Genomic DNA, 18,227 nt, shown 5'->3' with positions numbered 1-18,227 from the left:
ATCAAGTTAGATTGGAAATAATAGGGAGAATTTCACGCCTGGACACGTTTTGCTATTTCGAGATAAGGACAGGGCACTTATTGCAAGTGATGCATTTTTAACGGTTGAGGGAGGAAAATCGACGGACACATGAATTTTAAAGGAACACATGGATATGATAATCAAGTCATTAAATTAGAAAAAAAGGAGCTACACTCATATGGGAATTTTAAGCGGTAATCCAAAAGATGAACCTCTACACTACGGGGAAATCTTTAGTGTATGGACAGCATCCACTGTGGCTAAAGGAGCTGTATCCTGTTATCAAGCTTATTTAAACCACTCAGGAGACAAAGATCTTAAAAAGGTACTCGACGGTCTCATTGATCAAGCAAATCTTGAAATTAAAGAATTAGATAAAGTGCTGATTGATAATGGAATTGCCACAATTCCAATGTTGCCAGAACGACCACCAGTAAAGCTCGAAGACATCCCTGTCGGGGCAAGATTCGCTGATCCCGAAATTGCAGCCAAAATTGCAGCTGACGTCTCATTGGGACTAGTTGCCTGCAGTCAAGCTATGGGCCAATCAATTAGAGTGGATATAGGTGCTTTATTTGCAAAATACCACATAACTAAAACAGCAATAGGCCTTAAAATACTGGAGATGAGCAAAGAAAAAGGTTGGCTTGTTCCTCCTCCACTACAAATAAAAAGACCTGAGACCGTTAATGCTTAGTTTGATCTGAAATCTATTGAGATGGTAATATAATCTGTGAAATTAGGCATAGATAAGTAGAAACAGCTTCCTCGAAAGATGAGGAAGCTGTTTCACTTTTGAGCCTTATTTTTTTAGAGTTACATTTATACATAGTCTTTAATTCGTCATTCCAATCAAGGTAAGCCATTTTTCCGTTAAAACGGAAAGGCAACTAAACAAAATCCGACTTGGGTGTATCCACAGGATTAAAATGATCTATAGTAGGACATATTCACTTAGGGTTGAATAACCGGTCAAACCTCTCCACCGCTTCCTCAGCGGTATGTTATTATTGAGCTCTCGTTCTTCGTCCCTCAGTTTAACGGTATATCAATAGAGACTTTATATTCCAAAAATAAACTTCAAGCGTTGCTATGCAAATATGCAAACCAAAGGTGATAAATCTTCTCTAATTGGACAATCTAACTTTTAGAGGTGACAGAGATAATGAACAAAACTCAATTAAAACTAACATCAACGGAAATTGGGACTTTATGGGGGCAATACGTAAATGGTACTATGGTAAATTGTGTGAATAAATATATGCTTTCCATTGTAGAAGATACATACATTAGAGAGGTTTTTGACGATGCAATAAAAATAACTGAGAATCAAATGAAGCAGGTTTCTACTTTTATTCTTAATGATGGATTTCCATTACCCATAGGGTTTACAGATTCAGATATTAACCCCAATATAAAAAGATTATTTTCGGATATTTTTTGTTTGGATTATTTGTATCTCATGGCAATTCATGGTTTAAACGGTCACGTAATTTCGCTTACTACATCAGTTAGAAAAGATTTAAGAGATTTTTTTGATACTTGTTTGACGGATGGAAAAAATATGTACCATCGTACCGTTGATCTATTACTAGAGAAGGGGAATTTTCAAAGAGACCCATATTTTTTCCCACGTGCAAACCCAGAGTTTATTGATAGCAAAAAATTTCTCGATGGTTATTGGGGAGATAAACGTCCTCTGTCAGCCATAGAAATTGGTAATATTTCTCTCAACCTAAAGAAAAGTATTATGGCAAAAACACTTGGAATTGCATTTAGTCAAATTGCTGGATCCAAAGAAATAAGGGAATTTCTAACAGATGCAGTTGAAACATCAAATGACCACATTCAAATACTAAGTAAAAAACTAAAAGATGATAATTTACCTGTACCAATGTCGTGGGAAACTGAAATAACCGAATCTACTGATTCACCGTTTTCAGATAAACTTATCATGTATCACACTGGTTTTTTGTTTCTGACTTCTCAATCATATCATGGATTAGGACTAGCGGGTTCTATGAGGTATGATCTAATTGTTGATTATGAAAAAATAATTCTCAAAGACCTAACCATATCAAAAAATTGGTTTGATCTTATGATAAAAAATAAATGGTTAGAACAGCCTCCAATTGCACCAAACAGAAAAGAAATTGCTAAAGACCAGTAACTATCCAGCTAGAAAGCCCTCTTTGTAGATGTTCAACAGAGGGCTTTTCGGTATTTTTTCTAGCTATAAGATATTTCAAAAACAAACATTCGGAATAGACGATGCAGCATAGTTGGCGTCCCTACATGCTATAAACTCCTTATTCGCATAATATCTCATTGTCGACTGCATATTATCCTTCAAGCTTATTTCTCTATCGTAATATCTTCTATGTCATTTAGTGGCTTTATTAATTCTAAGAGATAATTCATATCCTTTTTAGTAACACTATCTTTCTTTTTAAATATGCACAAAGTTTGCGCACTAAATTGTTCTATAGTTACTAAAGAGAAGCCATCATTTAAATTCTTTTGAATTCTTTTGATAATATTAAGATGCTTCATTAATCATCTTTTGGTATTGTTTATTATCAAAATTTCCAATTATATATGGCCCCGTATTAATTAGAGTAAATAAAATAACTGCCTCCACAAATAAATGAGAAATTTACCTGTATTAATTAGTTTATAATACATTTTGTAAACCATCGTGATTATTATCATTACAAAAATAAGAATTGAACTCTCTATTAACTTGTCACTTAAATCCGTAGGAGTAAAGTAAATAACGCTTAATGGATCAATTGTAAAGTACCAAATTCTAATAATGAATAAAGTGGTGACCAAAAGAAATATTGCTATAAAAAATCGTTTCAATATACTCTCCTCTTTGTAAAATCTTTAAATTATTCCAAATATTATCATTTACATAATATACAATATATCAAATTGACCTATAACCACGCTTTTTTTGTGATTATATTGCAGCTAGAATAAAAACTAGATACCTAGTTAAGCGTCTAGAATAATGGCCTAGGTACAACGATGTATTCAAACAACAGTAGATAGGGGATTTTGATATCGTGCTATTCCACTCTTCTGCCAGTTAGTTTAATCCCAAGGCCATAATAACAAAAAATAAGAAACCGGAACCCCATCGGAGTCCCGGCCTTCATCCTACCTTAACTTGCTCAACTTCCCATCCTGAAAATACACAACCCGCTTCGCCTGCTGCGCAATCGCCAAATCATGCGTAATCAAAACAATCGTCCTGCCCTGCTCATTCAGCCTTTTAAAAATCTCCAAAATCTCGAGACTCGTCTTCGAATCCAGCGCACCGGTGGGCTCATCCGCGAGTATAATCGCGGGATTGCCCGCCAATGTTCGAGCGATAGCAACGCGCTGCTGCTGGCCTCCGGAAAGCTCAGACGGCAGATGCCGCCTGCGATCCACGATATCCACCGCTTCCAGCGCTTTCATGACAACCGGCTCCCGCTCCATTTTACTCATCCCCCGATAAATGAGCGGAAGCTCCACATTTTCATATGCATTTAACCGTGGCAGTAGATTAAAGCTCTGAAAGACGAATCCAATCTTCCGATTTCTTATTTCAGCCAGCTGAGCATCTTTGAGCCGTTTAATTGCCTTTCCGTCCAACACATAATCCCCATCATCCGCAACATCCAAGCAGCCCAAAATGTTCATCAGCGTCGACTTCCCCGACCCCGACGGGCCCATGATCGCCACAAACTCACCGTGATCGATATCTAACGAAACATCGTCCAACGCACGAATCGTTTCCCCACCCATCACATAGCTCTTACTCACATGCTCAATCTGGATTAAGGTCATACTCTTTGCCTCCATTATCTGAAACCAAATAAATGAAGTATGCGACTTCTCCGACTGACCGACCTTACCGCTTCGCCTTATAAAACTCATGATACAGTTTCATGAGCGCCCTTTTCTCAATCCGCGACACATAGGAGCGGCTAATGCCCAACTCCTTCGCTATCTCCCGCTGCGTCCGCTCTTCCCCGCCTAGCTCTAAACCGAATCGCCCGACGACGACTTCCTTCTCGCGATCATCCAAAATCTCTAAATTCCGATATATTTTGCTTTTCTCTATCTTTAGTTGAACCTTATCCACGACATCGTCGGCTTCCGTACCGAGGATGTCAATCAACGTAATCTCATTCCCCTCTTTGTCCGTTCCGATGGGGTCATGCAAGGACACATCTTTCCTCGTCTTTTTCAACGAACGCAGATGCATAAGTATCTCATTCTCGATACAGCGAGCCGCAAAAGTCGCAAGCTTCGTACCCTTATTAGGTGAGAAAGACTCGATTGCCTTAATTAATCCGATCGTTCCGATCGAGATCAAATCCTCTAGATCTTCACCGGTATTGTCGAATTTTTTGACATTGTGGACACGAAGCTATGTAAACTTCATCGCATAGTACAATGTTAGACTGATCACCAATATAAAAACGGCAACCTTGTTTCTCCCCTAGCAGCAGGTAGACTGTAGCTATTTCATTAAACTAACTTTCTTAGAGAAAGCATAATGTGCTGCTAGCTTCTCTTAATTTAGAGCGCCTAATGCTTCACTCACAAGTCTAATATAGGAACAGGCTGTCCCTCTTTCAAGACAGCCTGTTATCCATTATTTAGAACTCATATATTTACGCATATCAAAAGCTACGGCAGCAACAATAATGACACCTTTAATGATCAACTGCCAATATGGACTAATACCGATAAACGTCAGGCCGTAGTTGATAACGCTGAAAATCAATACCCCTGCAAGTACGCCGGGAACCGTTCCGATACCGCCGGAAGTCGATACGCCGCCGACTACGCAAGCTGCAATGGCATCAAGCTCGTACATATTTCCGTAGTTGTTCGTTGCACCGCCGGTTCTTGCTGCTTCCAGCACCCCAGCCAATCCATAAAGCGCACCTGCGATGGAGTAGATGTAGATCAAGTAACGGTTTACGTTGATCCCCGAAACAACTGCAGCGTGAATGTTGCCGCCAATAGCATACATGTATTTCCCAAGCTTTGTTTTGTTAAAAACAATCCAAACGATAACCGCCACGACGATGGCAATAATAACGATGTAAGGAATGGAGTAAGTCGAACTGGAACCAATTGCACCTGTGCCAATCTGGCTGAAGTCCGATCTCAATCCGCCAATCGGTTGGGATTGGTTCGGTTTCATATCAAAATACAAGGAGTTCGCACCATATACAGCTACCATCGTACCTAGTGTTGCAATGAACGGCGGAACCTTAAACTTAGCGACGATTATCCCGTTGATAAAACCAATCAAGCTGCGTCCGCTCTTCCCCGCCAAGCTCCAACCCGAATCGCCCGACCAGCAGGTTCCGCGCATTAGATAGCAAATTTGAACATGTTCATGGGCGTGAAAGTCCAGATTCAAACTAATTTCTGTTCGGAAATCCAACTTAAATGGAAATTCCTTCTCCATAAAATCACGATATTAATAAATGAGGTACGTGCTCATCATCGTTCCGGCCTCTCCGTCTTTAACGTAGGTAGTTTACGTTAAATAATACCAAAAACAAACGGCTGCTACTTTGTATAAACACGATACAGCATCACCGCAGCCTCAGCTCTAAATTATGACGCGTGAATTTTTCGCAACGTTAGGATAACCGCATCATTTGCTTCAACATTCACCAACGCCTCCCCTTCACGGACACTAGGTCCGTTTCCATACAAGCTCGCTTCAACCTGCCAGCCCTCTTGCAATATTAATGGAACCTCTCTACCCTCCGGCGAGTAGTTTATCACTACGGCTATCTGTGAATGAGCGTCTACGATATGCTCGGTGAGTCCAATCTGAGGATCCTTTACTTGGACAACACGCGCACTTCGCGCCTCTTCTGAAATAAATTCATACATTTTCCAATAAGGGAATTGTTCCGGCTTGTAGCTAACACCAGCCTGCTGCGACATCGCCAGCTCTACAGGCAGGGCACAGAAATACACAGTACCTTTACCGTAGGATGCCTTAGTCAACACCGGATTGCCATCTGCTTCTGCGGCCAATACCTCTGCCCGATCGTTACGAAAATCGAGTTTAAATGCACTTGGCAGCGTCAACGGTATTTCTCCCGATTCCGTTTGTAAGAACGCGATAGCATCGCTCGCCCGTCTACTGCGATTCTGCACCGTTAACCCTGTAATCTCCGCAAAATTCAGCATATAGCCGTCATTCGAAGACAGATACAGCGTTGCTCCCTCGCGTACTTTCTCCAAGAGCTGCTCCCAGCGCTGCTTCGCGACGCCATATACGCCAGTCACACACGGAAGCATATAGAAATTCGCATCAGGCAGCGGCTGATCTTCAAAGCGGAATTCGAGATCAAAACCGGACTGCTTCCCGAGCAAGAAAGCTCCGATCGCCGTTGCCCAGTGATCCTGTGTGCTGTTCAGGATGCATACGGCTTCAACCGTACGAGCAGGCAGTTCCCCAAACGGCAGCTCTTGGATTACCTTCTTGAGTCGTCCCATCTCTTGGAGTGCCGGCTTCACTCGCCCTTCCTCCGTCATGAGACCCAACTCACCTTCACATGCTACCCAATCGTAAGGGGCATGATTCAGCTTCGTTTGGTCATTGGCACACCACCACAATAAGCCAGGAAGACCATGCGACCATTGCGTAAGCATGCTTGTACGCGCGAAAGCTCCAGCGACTTCCTCGCTGCACACCATCGGCCCCATTGTGCCCATCTCTTCTGCGAAACAAGGTTTTTCACCAATTTGTGCGTATAACAAGCTTTCCATTGTCGCGTGAATTGTCGGACGAATCGATGTTAACGGATCGAAATCCATATATTTCGTCCAAAATGGATACGGATGCGTTGTGAGAATATCCGTTAGCTCACCTTGATCCTGCATGGTCCAATTGCCTGTCGGAAACAGACTATGCATGCCCGAAATCAAAGGACGTGTCGTATCCTTCGCCTTTATCGCATTTGCGATCGAAGCTGTCCATACGTAAGCTTCTTGTTGAGACGCCACTTTCCCCATGACATTGCATTCGTTCCCGAGATCCCAAGCAATAATCGCATCGTTATGTTTCATCTGTTTCACAAAATATTGTACAAATCGAACTTGCCATCGAATGGCATCCGGATCTGTCAGAATCGTTTTCCCTCTTAAGGCTGGCGGTACAAACAACCGTCCGCTCATCCAGCCTGTGATTAGTCCAACGATGAGTTTTATGTTATATGTAGCCGCGATTTCTGTGAACGCTTGGAATCGAGCCATCATTTCTACCGACATCCCTGCTTTACCAGCTTCTGTGGTAGGCAATCTTTCTTCTCCAAAGCGGTAGCCAAAATGCTCACCTTCGCTTGAATACATATTTTCAATCGGCTGAAAATCAGGCCATAACGGGAATACGCGAATGACTTCGATTCCTGCCTCTGACAATCTTTTCAAATCGAGATCAATCTGTTCGGGTTGCCAATTGGACCACATCGCTGTTCCAGCGTGAGATGCCCAGTAATTACAGCCTACGAAAAATGTGCTTGGCAGATTTAACAAGTTATTCATCTAGTATGCCTCCTGAAATGGAATATAACGTATCTCAAGCGTACAAAAAAAGATGCACATACACTATAATAAAACTATCGAAAAATATAACGATTCTACTTTCCCGTGCCAAGGAGACAATGACATGAGCCAGATCCCCCCTCCCTATTTTGAGCAAAATAAAAACCAAAGCGGCCAATCGGATATTGATCGCCTCTTCTATGTTGGTGTGCAAACGACCGTCGATGAGGGCTACCAGATTGGATCCCATTGGCATTTTCATATGGAAATTATTTATATCGCTTCTGGGAATGCCACAATTACGGTAGGAAGCGATCGGTTTGAAGCCGCAGAAGGCACTTTCATTTTAATTCATCCTTGTGAAGTGCATAATGTTTCTATCGCGCCATACCAAGCTTCCAGGCATTATGTCATTGGCTTCGATCCAGAATTACTGAGGCCGATGCCTCAGCTTGCTTTCGAATTGCAATATTATTTGCCCTATATCACTCCGCTCGCAGGTCTAAACAAGTGGATTGTGCCAGAAGTCCAAGACAAGCCTGCCCTTCATGACCTTGTCGAAGACATGTATCGTGAGTACAAAATGAAAGAATTTGGCTTCGAGTTGGCTGTCTCCGCATCTATTTTCAAGCTCATTCTCTGGCTGCTTCGCGATCAACGGGCGCTTCTGTCGCCTGATCAGCTTAAAGTGGTAGGTGAGGAGACGCTGAACATGTCCGCATTCCGTCAGCTTCTTGCATCCATTAATGACAATGTGCACCAAACGATATCTGCGGAAGAAGCGGCTATGCAATGTATGATGAGCTATAGTCAATTCGCGCGTTTTTTCAAAAGTGTCATGCACACGTCCTTCACGCAATATGTCATGTTTATTAAAATAAGAAGAGCCGAGCAATTGCTGCTCGACCCTCTAAAAAGTATCACGCAAATTACGCTTGAAACGGGCTTTAATCATTCCAGCTATTTCATCAAACAATTCAAACGCCTCAAGGGCATTTCACCTAAGCGGTATCGAAAAGAGCAGCTCCTTATGCAGGGCAAAGCATGAACATCACGGCTTAATTTTCAGGAACAAATCCCGAAAAATCGGGTCTCGTTCTACATGGGTTACATAACGGATGAAGTGACGGTAGTTGTCTACGCTCCACCTCGCATCGTCTGAGAGAACCGGGCTTGATATAAGCACGCTGGGGGTATGCTGGTCATTGACGAGATAGGCAATCGTAGATATGTCCCAAATAATGCGTGAGTAGGCAAAATGGTCAGGATGACAATTACGATAAGTTTCATATAAATACTTACCAACAACGCCGGAATCCTTCACATAGGCTTCAATTTCTGCCAGTGTTGTCTTCAGGTTGGAGGCGGCTCCATGGCAGGGAATCAGCACCAAAGGAACGCCGCAGTCTAAAATGACGCGAGCCGCATGAATATCCTGCTCCAAATTGAATTCACGCGTATCCTGCCAATGGAGGGCATGCCCGCCAAGCCAGACAACGATGATGTTGTTTAAAATGCTTGGATTCATGAGAATGGCTGAGGCCACATTGGTGATGGCGCCAATTGCAACGACATACAAAGGATCTTCCGGCGAGGAAGCTAATGCCCGCTCTACCAGATTGCGAGCTGCCTCACTCTCAACCGGTGTTTCAGGACCCGGTAAATAGCGCTCTGAGCCTGGATAGACTGGAATTTCCGTACGATTCATCAAATCTAAAATTTTGTGCAGCTCGCGGTAACTCTTCTCCATGCCATCTTTCGGACTTGTAGACAAATCATTAAAAAAAGGAGCCGCATAAAAGGCTTCCACTTGCAATCGCTCCGGCGATTGTAAGGCATAGACAACAGCAAACTGATCATCAATTTCATTAAACGTGTCAGTATCCATCACGATTCGCAATGTTCCCGATTTGGGCTGCAATCGCTGAATACGGTGTTCTTCTAATATCTTAGGATAATTCATAGGACATCTCCTTGGTCGTAAAGAATAGTATGATCTGGCTTCTATTTCTACATATCCATTCCGGATATACTCCTAGTCTACTGCCCTTCATGATATACTTTTATCATGCTTCGGCTCACTTTTTATAGGATTCGGCTAATTTAATAGCAAAGGAGCTCCACCGATGAATGGACAATTAGAATTTCTTTTTCATACGAAACGAGATCAGCATATTCATATTGCGCCTCATCAACACCAATGCTATGAATTGGTATACTACTTGAGCGGCAGCGGAACGACACGCATTGGGGATGTCATCTATCCCTATCAAGCAAACACGTTTACACTGATTCAACCGCACACCATCCATGACGAGAGGCATGAGACGGATAGCGACGTTTTTTTCATTGGATTTCAAAAGGATACCTCACCCTATACGCTGCAAGAAGGCCTGTATGCTGACTATGAAAATAACCCCATCTTAGCCTACTTACAGGCAATGGGGTTCGAAATGAAGCATAAACGCTCCTTTTATATGTCGAAACTGAATCATCTTGTAAGTGAATTAATCATTGAATTGCTTCGATTGGATGATTTGGTAGCCTCAGAGCCTAAGGCGGATAAGATCATTTATGCCAAAAACTACATCGACGAGAATTATAGTCAACAAATTCGTGTAGATACGTTAGCTCAGCTGGTGGGTTACAGCTATGATCGTTTCCGTCACTTGTATAAAGAAAAGTATGGACTATCACCTATCCATTACCTAATGTCAAAGCGGATATCGGCTGCCAAACGACTCTTGCTCCAAACCAAACTGCCCATCACCGATGTGGCCGATGCGTGTGGTTTCTCAACAGATGCGCAGTTTTGTTCACTTTTTAAGCAGGCGACAGGCCTTACACCGCGTCAGTTTCGTGTGCAAGAATAAGGCGCTACTGATTACCGTCCTGCACAGTAACCTTCGTGCGCCATCTTCTGAAGGATGATACAACCTGAACAGAATACAACTTATCTGTCGTTCGCTTCATTCACAGGGATGTTCATAAGGTCTACTATTAAAGACGTAGACGACGATAACCTGACGGAAGGAAGCGACACGCGTGAGTAACTCAACCACTAAAAAAGTAAGAATCGCCCTAGTTGGGCTTCGATTTGGAGGGGCTTTCGCACCGATCTATCATGCCCACCCGGATGTAGAGCATGTAGCCATTTGCGATACGAATGAAGAGCTATTGAATCAATATGGAGATAAATACGGGTTTGAAAGACGTTATACGAATCTAGATGACATTCTGAAATCTGATGAATATGATGCCGTTCATCTTGTCTCTCCGATTCCTTTACATGGGAAACAATCCTTTGAAGTCCTTCGTTCAGGTAAGCACTGTGCCTGCACAGTGCAGATGGCGACGAGCTTGGAGGATTTGCGGGCAATTGTTGCAGCGGAGAAAGAAAGCAATCGCAATTACATGATGATGGAGACAGCCGTGTATACGTATCAATTTTTGTATGCACAAGAGATGTACCGCAAAGGTGAGTTCGGACGCGTACAATTCCTTCGCGGTGCCCATTACCAGGACATGGTGAACTGGCCTCCGTACTGGAAGGGCTTGCCCCCGATGCATTATGCAACCCATGCGATTTCCCCATTACTTGCTTTATCAGGAACTCGCGCAACGAAAGTCAACTGTATCGGGTCAGGCCTTATGGCGGACGAGCTCGTACAGCAATATGGCAATCCGTACCCGATTGAAACGGCAATTTTCCAATTAGAGCAAGAGCATTTGAGCGCTGAGGTGACGCGTACACTTTTTCAAACAACGCGCCCTTACATGGAGAGCTTTACTATTTATGGTGAAGAAGCTTCCGTTGAATGGCATATGGAAGATGGCCCCCTGACTGTCTTTAAAACCGCAGCCCAACAAGGAGAGCGCGGCCGCAAATCCGATGTTACCTTGGTGAAAGCACCTTCCCGTCCAGACCTGCTTCCGGAAGAGCTAGCTTATCATATTACGAACCAAGCTATTCTGGATCCGAACAATCCACACCAATCCGTACTGCAAGGCAATGGTCATCATGGCTCGCATCCGCACCTAGTTCATGAATTCTTACGCAGCATCGTCGAAGAACGGAAACCGGCTATCGATGCCGTGACAGCTGCCAATTGGACAGCAGCTGGCATCTGTGCGCAAGAATCTGCGATGCAAGGCGGTAAGGAAGTCATTATTCCTAGCTTTGAGTAGCTTACAAACGTACGGTCATGTGCGATAAATATTGCGAATGTATTCCGTTGGCGACTCTCCCATCACTTTGCGAAACACACGGGAGAAATATTACGGATTCGTAAAATGAAGGCGATCGCTCACTTCTGAAACGTTGAAAGTCGTTGTTCTTAGAAGCTCAGCTGATTTATGAATGCGAAGCCGTTCATGATAGTTGAATAAACTAATTCCCATTTTAGATGTAAACAAAGTGCTCATGTGACGGTAATTAAGCTGGAATTCCGAGGCAATCTGTTCCGGGTCCAGTTTATTTTCCCAATGCTCTTCCAGATAGTCCGCGAGCTTCTGCACAACAGCATCCGACTTGCTAGACAATTTGGGACGTTTCAATGATAGCCGATAAATATCGAGGAAAATGTCCATCGTCTTCATACTTAAAGTTAAATGACTAAATAAGGGCGCAGAGCTGTACAACTCGTACAGCTCTTTTAATTTGCTGATCAGTGCAGAAGGCTGACCTAAATGAAAAAGCTTCGGCAATACCAGCTCGTATTGATAATCACTTGGTGTGAATAATTGATACGCTTGTGTGGCACGGAAGGAGGGTAAACTTCGTTCTTCCACAACTTTGGTGGGGAGCGACTCCCCGACTCGATCATAGAAGTGAGCCCAAATCGTTGAGGTATCTGCCAATGTGCCTGGACCTCCCCAATGATGTAGTCCACTTTTGAGAAAAAAGCCAGTCCCCTCTGTAAGCAAATATTCCTTCCCTTCCTCCACGACCTGCATCTGACCTTTGATGACGAAAATAAACACATTAAAATTAGCGTTTCTGTCTGGATGAATCCAACCCTCATTGGTCAGTGTCTTCCCCATATCGCGAATGAATGGAAAGCAGCCTGTATGTAAGCGAATTCGGTTCATAGGGTTGTTCCTTTCAGTAAAGTATCTATAAGCGAGCTCCGCTTGGCGTTTGACCGAACTTCCGTTTAATCCTCAGGTCCGAAATCCTCGGTAAATAAAGTTGCACAGAACTGGCTCAAGCTAAAGCCGGTCTTTTTCTTGAACATTTTTCCAAACGTATGAATATCACTATAGCCTACTCGCAAAGCTACTTCACTAGGTGTAAGTCCTCCGTTAACGGCAAGCTCCTTGGCCTTCTCTACCCGCAGATAGCTTCTAGATCTTTTATTTTCACATCATCCGTGTAATGCTCGATAAGGTAGTTCTTGGCGAGTATCAAGCGAGAATAATTATTCCGTTGTGCTGCTGTCGCCTCTTGTACCGTGCGTTCCCCTACCATTCGATTCATCATCAACAGTATTTCCATTAGCAGTGTCTGTGCTTGAAGTTGATGGACAATGGCTACTACGCCACAGATGGATTTTGCACACATGAAAAGATACATCTTGCTGATGGGCTTGTCATGGGCAATCTGATCGAGTGCCCAAAGCATAATGGCAAATTCGACTATATGACCGGCGAAACGAAAAAAAGGCCGGCATGTGTGCAATTGAAGACATATCCCGTACAAGTGCTAACAGGTAAAGTTTACATGAAAATCGACATTCAAAATTAACACAGCCAAGAGTGCTTGGTGGACGATTAATGAAGTTAACCTTTTTACCCAATAAGACGTAACAGAAAGGACTTGAAGCGTGAACTGCCGCTCAAGTCCTTTTACATTGCTGCAAGGAATTATTGGGAAGAAATCCTATCATTCTACATCAGCACATAAATGTCATTTCCCTCAACTTCAACCTCATACCCGCGAAGCTTGACCCCGCCTTCCACCAAATGCTTGCCATCTGTAAGTCCGAATTCCCAGCCGTGCCATGGGCAACGCAAGATCTCCTGATCCCGGCCGTACTCGTACTGATAGACAAGTGAGGGGAGCCGAGTCCCGCAAACAACGCCCTCACAGACAGGGGCAGCAGCGTGCGGGCATAGGTTTCGCCAGGCATAATAGCTGCCATTCACAAAGAATATACCGATTTCTATCCCTTTTAGCGTCACAATTTTGCGGCCAATTACGCCCAGTTCCTCCACAGTTACAGCTTTTATTCGCGATTTCACTTTGTTCATGACCTACACCTCCTGTTTCAACACTGGAAATGTCTGCAGTCCATACAGCTCAATCGCGTTATCAGCGAGAATGCGCTGCCTCAAATCCTTCCGGATCGGCTGAAGCACCATGGACGGATTATCAAAATCCCAATGCGGGTAATCTGAAGAGAACATAATCATGTTATCTCCGCCAATCATGTCAAAAATCTGGTTCAAGTGCACCGGATTCGCTGGCTCTTCGATCGGTTGTGTCGTCAGCCGGATATGTTCGCGAATATATTCCGAAGGAAGCCGCTTGAGCCATGGCACAAGGTCCCGCAGGCCCTTATAATTTTTGTCCATTCGCCACATGAGATGCGGCAGCCAAGCAATTCCGCCTTCAATGGCAACAAATTTCAGTTTCGGATATTTCTCGAACACCCCTTCGCAGACGAGACTGTTCACATGCGCCATATAATTCGTTGGCAGTATGTTATGCCATTCCAAATATGACGTCGGATAGCCCGACGGTGTCGGTGCGCCTGCAATCCCTCGTCCTTCCGTTCCGGGATGCACAGCAACCGGTAAACCGTTGCGCTCTGCCGCTTCATAGATCGGATGAAAGAAGCGCTGTCCGAACAGCATGCGTGAGCCGCTGCACATAATTACCTGAATCATATCCTTATGCTTCGCCATACGATCAATTTCCTTGGCGGCAGCGAGCGGGTCCGCATGATTGACGAGAATGGAGCCTTTGTAAACGGGGCTTGCCTTTAACCAAGTCTCTACGAGCCAATCATTGTAAGCACTCGCAACAACATTGCCATAATCGGGATTGGGATTTAAGGAAACACCGAGAATGCCTGAGCCCGTCAAAATACCGTAGTCAATCCCGTATTTCTCAAAATGGTGCTTCAGCATATGCTGCGGATCACTGCCCGGAATGCCACCGCCTATCGGAATGGTATCCTTGCGCATCACCCCAATCGGTGAATGCCAGCCTCCACCGTATGCGGGCCCCGCCGATAGCCAGTAGTCATGCCATACTTTAGGTAAAAAGGGCAGCAGATCTTTGGAATGTGCAATCGCATTATGCACGTCAGCATCAATAATGTTAGGTCTACTCATCTTCAAACGCTCCTTCATATCAAGGTTGTAACCGCTTATAAATACCACTATAAAGGTCTATACCTCGAAGGTACATGAAGAATACGCATTTAAATCTGGATTTTTGTCAGGTCATTTCACATTAAGAATTGCGATAATCGCGAGGGTTCATACCGGTTTCTTTTTTAAATACACGCGTAAAATAAAAAGAATCGGCAAAGCCGCACGCATCCGAAATTTCGCGAATCGGCAGCCTGCTGCTTTTGAGCAAATATTTCGCCCGGTCGAGCCGCATTCGCACCAGATACTCCGTTAAGCCCAGTCCGGTAACCTGCTTAAAAGCCAGTGATAAATAGCCTGGTGATAACGATACATGCTGAGCGATCATTTCCCTGGAAATGCTTTGCTGGTAATGATTTTTAATATAATCAGACGCTTTCTGTACAGCGGCCGTTGTTGGATTCTCGCTGTTCGCCATAGCCGTTAATTCATTTACTCTTTGAATCACGTTCATGAACGCCAGCTTGACCAGCCATTCATAACCATCCACTTTTGACTGCCATAGCTGAAAAGCATCTCGAAACGTTTCTTCAATGTCCGTCTGCCCGATATGCACTACCTGACCGCTCACCGGCACAATCTCCGCACCTTCCGTTAGCAGCATCTCCCCATTCTCCCAACGGCTTGACCAGTATTTAAAATGAAAGGATATAAAGCATACGGTATTGTCAGACTGCGTCGTAATTCGCATATGCGTGTTAGGCCGAATTTGAAACAAACACCCCTTATGAAGCTGATGTCGTTCCCCATCCAACTCAAGCCATCCTTCCCCTTCTACCACATAAGAAAATGTATGCAATTTGGTTCGTTCCCTGAGGAGTTCATAATGAAATTCATCCCAGAAGCATTTATTTCGTTCAACAACGTCTAAAATCCGAGGTGTAAAGCTTGTCAAAAATTCATAATTCATACTTGTCCTGCCTTATCTCTGAATTGCCCCGGTGTCATGCCCTCAATCTTTTTAAAGAGGCGGTTAAAATAAGGTGGCTGGTAGCCGACTTGCATCGCAATATCATTGATTTTTTCGTCTGTATCCAGAAGCAATTGTTTGGCTCGCGTCAATCTATATTGCGTTAAATAGTCAATAAACGTTTGTCCTGTGACTTGCTTAAAACCCAAGCTCAACTTCTTGGAATAGGTACCATGCAGATCTGCACAATACTCGAGTGATATGTCTTTGGCATAGCTGCTATGAATCGTTGTCAGCACGTTTTCTACAAGTCGTTTTAGCTGCATATCCTGTGTAAGATGCAGCCTGTGAATATATGGGGCTACGATATACTGCTTTATCCATCTGACAACTGCTTCAGGCTCTCGGATAGCTGCAAGCTGTTCCCACATATCCACCCCGTCATTTAGCTGCAGTGGGTTATACCCTGACAGCAGTATGGTGTTCTGCAAATTCCCACACAGCTGCATGAGGGCCTGCCTGACATCCAGCTCCGTACTCGCCTCTGCTTTTAATAAGGTGAAAAAATGATCCAACAACGCCGTAAGCTCATCCTCATGCCCTGAACGCAGCGCCTTCAAGATTGCCGCTTCCTCTTCAAACGGGTAGACAATGGCATCATGCCCGCCTGGAATCATATCCTCCACATCCAAAATTTGCTGCGTCTCACCATGCTTCCGATAAGCAAGCGCATTCCGGGCATCATCAAAGCAAAGTGACAGCTTACGAAGTTCATTCGTTCGGGCGCCAACACACACCGTGACTTCCACTTTCAACAGGCTGTTCAAGGTATGTGCCAATTCTTCCGCCAAGTGAAATAAGCTTGATTGTTGGTTTTCCTCTGCCATGTCATTGCGAAGTCGCACAAGCACACCTAATGTGAGGTCATGGAAATTAACGATAAGTCCATCGATTCCTTTGTTTTTCGTAATTTCCTTCACAATATTCATGGCAGCAAAGGTCACTAATTGCTCATCCCCAGGTGAAAATTTCCCCTCAGATCGGTAAATACCATGGATTTGCAGCGCCAGAATTGCGTGCTCGCGACCATTGACCTCCCAGCCTAGCTGTTCGACGCGATCGGTCATCTCCTCTTCGCTAAGAAAAGATAACTTTCCTTGGAGCAACTGCAGCATAAAATTTTCACGGAGTGATGGCAAATGTTGATCAATACGCTCTTGAAGAATTTGACTTTCGCGTGATAAATGCTTCCATTCGTCAGCAATATATTCAAACTCATTATGTCCCCCTGATGAACGTCCAGGAAACAATTGTTGAAAGAATCGATGAACCGGATTGTACATCCGGCGGTAAGAATACCACGACAGCAGCAGCGCAAGCAGGATACCCAGACATCCCGTTATCATGATCACGCGTGATAATCGCTGGACAGGCTCCGTCATTTGATCGAGCGGTGTCGCAGAAGCAATCGTCCAGAGATTCCCTATTCGCTTCATCTGACCAACAGATAAGGAATAAGCCTCTCCGTTCCAGGTTTGGATGGAGGAAGTTACTTCCGTTTTACTGCCTGCAATCGATTTCATTAATATTTTATCTAAATCGGTAGGTCGCTCTATGCTGCTTTGCCCTAAAGAAATGATATTACCATCCTGCTGGAGGAAAACGGTAGAACCCGTCCCTTCCGCATCCAATTCTGAAATGAGCGCATTCAGCTTCTTCGCATTGATTTCAATAATGAGCGCAGCTTCTGTTTCAACGAGTCCCCCAGGTATCCGTACAATTAGCGAAAAAGGCGCCATGCCATTATTACTCTTTAATTGATTGGACCAATAGACATCCCGTTGGTAGGAAGCAAGCGTATGGTACAACTGCAGGTCATCCGACGATTGAATGACGTTGATGCCCGAGTTCTCTTTAATCAGCATATGCTGTTTATCCAAATAGAGAGTCACATCGCCAATTAAAGGATCCGACGATTTGATCCAAGTTAACGACTGAAAGATGGAGCGAGTACCCCTGAAATCCTGGTAGACGTCCAAATCCGCAAAACTGCTGCCCAAATTCAAATTAAACGACCATTGCGCCATAATGGATTCCAAATGATTTAAATTTTCATTGATCCGTTCAATGCCATAGGCGACTTGGTTTTGATGTGCTTTCTGTGCTTCTTTTTCAATCTGCTGTGTGCCAAGTACATACAAGATAATGCCGATAATCGCTGCCGGTAAGCAAGCGCTTAGCATGACGATGATCAGCTCTTTCCGTCGATAAACCAGTTTGCGCATACGCACCCTTACTCCCCTCATCTGCCCGAACACAGGTAGATTACACATCCGCC

At 44.0% G+C, this 18,227-nt stretch carries 17 protein-coding genes and 2 pseudogenes; 6 read left to right on the top strand and 13 right to left on the bottom strand.

The window, feature by feature from the left end; all coding sequences use genetic code 11:
• The first annotated feature begins 199 nt into the window (after nt 1–199).
• Together ACUN27_RS08045 and ACUN27_RS08040 are read left to right on the top strand one after the other, a co-directional pair.
• The gene (locus ACUN27_RS08045; RefSeq protein WP_315953462.1) at nt 200–718 is read left to right on the top strand and encodes a DUF3231 family protein; all 519 of its coding nucleotides are present in this window, start codon (nt 200–202) and stop codon (nt 716–718) included.
• A 468-nt stretch (nt 719–1,186) separates the two neighbouring features.
• Nucleotides 1,187–2,191, top strand: coding sequence for a DUF3231 family protein (locus tag ACUN27_RS08040; protein ID WP_315953463.1), 1,005 nt, complete (start codon nt 1,187–1,189; stop codon nt 2,189–2,191).
• A 995-nt stretch (nt 2,192–3,186) separates the two neighbouring features.
• Here the strand turns inward: ACUN27_RS08040 and ACUN27_RS08035 are convergent.
• The 4 genes and pseudogenes from ACUN27_RS08035 to ACUN27_RS08020 form a co-directional block, all read right to left on the bottom strand.
• Nucleotides 3,187–3,861, bottom strand: a complete 675-nt coding sequence (locus ACUN27_RS08035; RefSeq protein ID WP_315953464.1) for an ABC transporter ATP-binding protein — start codon at nt 3,859–3,861, stop codon at nt 3,187–3,189.
• 64 nt (nt 3,862–3,925) lie between these two features.
• Nucleotides 3,926–4,447, bottom strand: a pseudogene (gene sigK, locus ACUN27_RS08030) (RNA polymerase sporulation sigma factor SigK); the annotation flags it as partial.
• A gap of 228 nt (nt 4,448–4,675) precedes the next feature.
• Nucleotides 4,676–5,503, bottom strand: coding sequence for an ABC transporter permease subunit (locus ACUN27_RS08025; protein ID WP_315952142.1), 828 nt, complete (start codon nt 5,501–5,503; stop codon nt 4,676–4,678).
• A 152-nt stretch (nt 5,504–5,655) separates the two neighbouring features.
• On the bottom strand, nt 5,656–7,599 hold the full coding sequence (locus ACUN27_RS08020; protein WP_445558705.1) for a glycoside hydrolase 5 family protein: 1,944 nt from the start codon (nt 7,597–7,599) through the stop codon (nt 5,656–5,658).
• 124 nt (nt 7,600–7,723) lie between these two features.
• On the opposite strand from ACUN27_RS08020, the gene ACUN27_RS08015 reads away from it, so the two are divergent.
• The gene (locus ACUN27_RS08015; protein ID WP_445558704.1) at nt 7,724–8,647 is read left to right on the top strand and encodes a helix-turn-helix domain-containing protein; all 924 of its coding nucleotides are present in this window, start codon (nt 7,724–7,726) and stop codon (nt 8,645–8,647) included.
• Between the two features lie 3 nt (nt 8,648–8,650).
• On the opposite strand, the gene ACUN27_RS08010 is transcribed toward ACUN27_RS08015, so the two are convergent.
• Nucleotides 8,651–9,562: a nucleoside hydrolase gene (locus ACUN27_RS08010; RefSeq protein ID WP_445558703.1), complete on the bottom strand. Its 912-nt coding sequence runs from the start codon at nt 9,560–9,562 to the stop codon at nt 8,651–8,653.
• Nucleotides 9,563–9,725: 163 nt separating this feature from the next.
• On the opposite strand from ACUN27_RS08010, the gene ACUN27_RS08005 reads away from it, so the two are divergent.
• Together ACUN27_RS08005 and ACUN27_RS08000 are read left to right on the top strand one after the other, a co-directional pair.
• Nucleotides 9,726–10,472, top strand: a complete 747-nt coding sequence (locus ACUN27_RS08005; RefSeq protein WP_445558702.1) for a helix-turn-helix domain-containing protein — start codon at nt 9,726–9,728, stop codon at nt 10,470–10,472.
• A gap of 172 nt (nt 10,473–10,644) precedes the next feature.
• Nucleotides 10,645–11,787, top strand: a complete 1,143-nt coding sequence (locus tag ACUN27_RS08000) for a Gfo/Idh/MocA family protein (RefSeq protein ID WP_445558701.1) — start codon at nt 10,645–10,647, stop codon at nt 11,785–11,787.
• A 15-nt stretch (nt 11,788–11,802) separates the two neighbouring features.
• Here ACUN27_RS08000 and ACUN27_RS07995 read toward each other — a convergent pair.
• The 4 genes and pseudogenes from ACUN27_RS07995 to ACUN27_RS07980 form a co-directional block, all read right to left on the bottom strand.
• Nucleotides 11,803–11,877, bottom strand: a pseudogene (locus ACUN27_RS07995) (AraC family transcriptional regulator); the annotation flags it as partial.
• Nucleotides 11,878–12,690, bottom strand: a complete 813-nt coding sequence (locus tag ACUN27_RS07990) for a helix-turn-helix domain-containing protein (RefSeq protein ID WP_445558700.1) — start codon at nt 12,688–12,690, stop codon at nt 11,878–11,880.
• Between the two features lie 65 nt (nt 12,691–12,755).
• Nucleotides 12,756–12,938, bottom strand: coding sequence for a helix-turn-helix domain-containing protein (locus ACUN27_RS07985; protein ID WP_445560605.1), 183 nt, complete (start codon nt 12,936–12,938; stop codon nt 12,756–12,758).
• On the bottom strand, nt 12,929–13,162 hold the full coding sequence (locus tag ACUN27_RS07980) for a hypothetical protein (protein ID WP_445560707.1): 234 nt from the start codon (nt 13,160–13,162) through the stop codon (nt 12,929–12,931). Before ACUN27_RS07980 ends, ACUN27_RS07985 begins: the two co-directional genes overlap by 10 nt.
• On the opposite strand from ACUN27_RS07980, the gene ACUN27_RS07975 reads away from it, so the two are divergent.
• Nucleotides 13,121–13,345 (top strand): Rieske 2Fe-2S domain-containing protein, encoded by a 225-nt coding sequence (locus ACUN27_RS07975; protein WP_445560604.1) that lies wholly within the window; start codon nt 13,121–13,123, stop codon nt 13,343–13,345. The genes ACUN27_RS07980 and ACUN27_RS07975 overlap by 42 nt on opposite strands.
• Before the next feature lie 143 nt (nt 13,346–13,488).
• Here the strand turns inward: ACUN27_RS07975 and ACUN27_RS07970 are convergent, their stop codons facing one another.
• From ACUN27_RS07970 to ACUN27_RS07955, 4 genes are all read right to left on the bottom strand, one after another.
• On the bottom strand, nt 13,489–13,851 hold the full coding sequence (locus ACUN27_RS07970) for a Rieske (2Fe-2S) protein (protein WP_315952155.1): 363 nt from the start codon (nt 13,849–13,851) through the stop codon (nt 13,489–13,491).
• A 3-nt stretch (nt 13,852–13,854) separates the two neighbouring features.
• Nucleotides 13,855–14,940 (bottom strand): amidohydrolase family protein, encoded by a 1,086-nt coding sequence (locus ACUN27_RS07965; RefSeq protein ID WP_315952156.1) that lies wholly within the window; start codon nt 14,938–14,940, stop codon nt 13,855–13,857.
• A gap of 121 nt (nt 14,941–15,061) precedes the next feature.
• On the bottom strand, nt 15,062–15,889 hold the full coding sequence (locus tag ACUN27_RS07960) for an AraC family transcriptional regulator (RefSeq protein ID WP_315952157.1): 828 nt from the start codon (nt 15,887–15,889) through the stop codon (nt 15,062–15,064).
• Nucleotides 15,886–18,174 carry a helix-turn-helix domain-containing protein gene (locus tag ACUN27_RS07955; protein ID WP_326063948.1) on the bottom strand — a complete coding sequence of 763 codons (2,289 nt, stop codon included), beginning with the start codon at nt 18,172–18,174 and terminating at the stop codon, nt 15,886–15,888. Before ACUN27_RS07955 ends, ACUN27_RS07960 begins: the two co-directional genes overlap by 4 nt.
• Nucleotides 18,175–18,227 lie beyond the last annotated feature (53 nt).

The organism is Paenibacillus sp. WC2504 (assembly GCF_052682475.1).
Note: the sequence above shows the minus strand (reverse complement) of the source record. Positions and strands in the feature narration are given on the sequence as shown.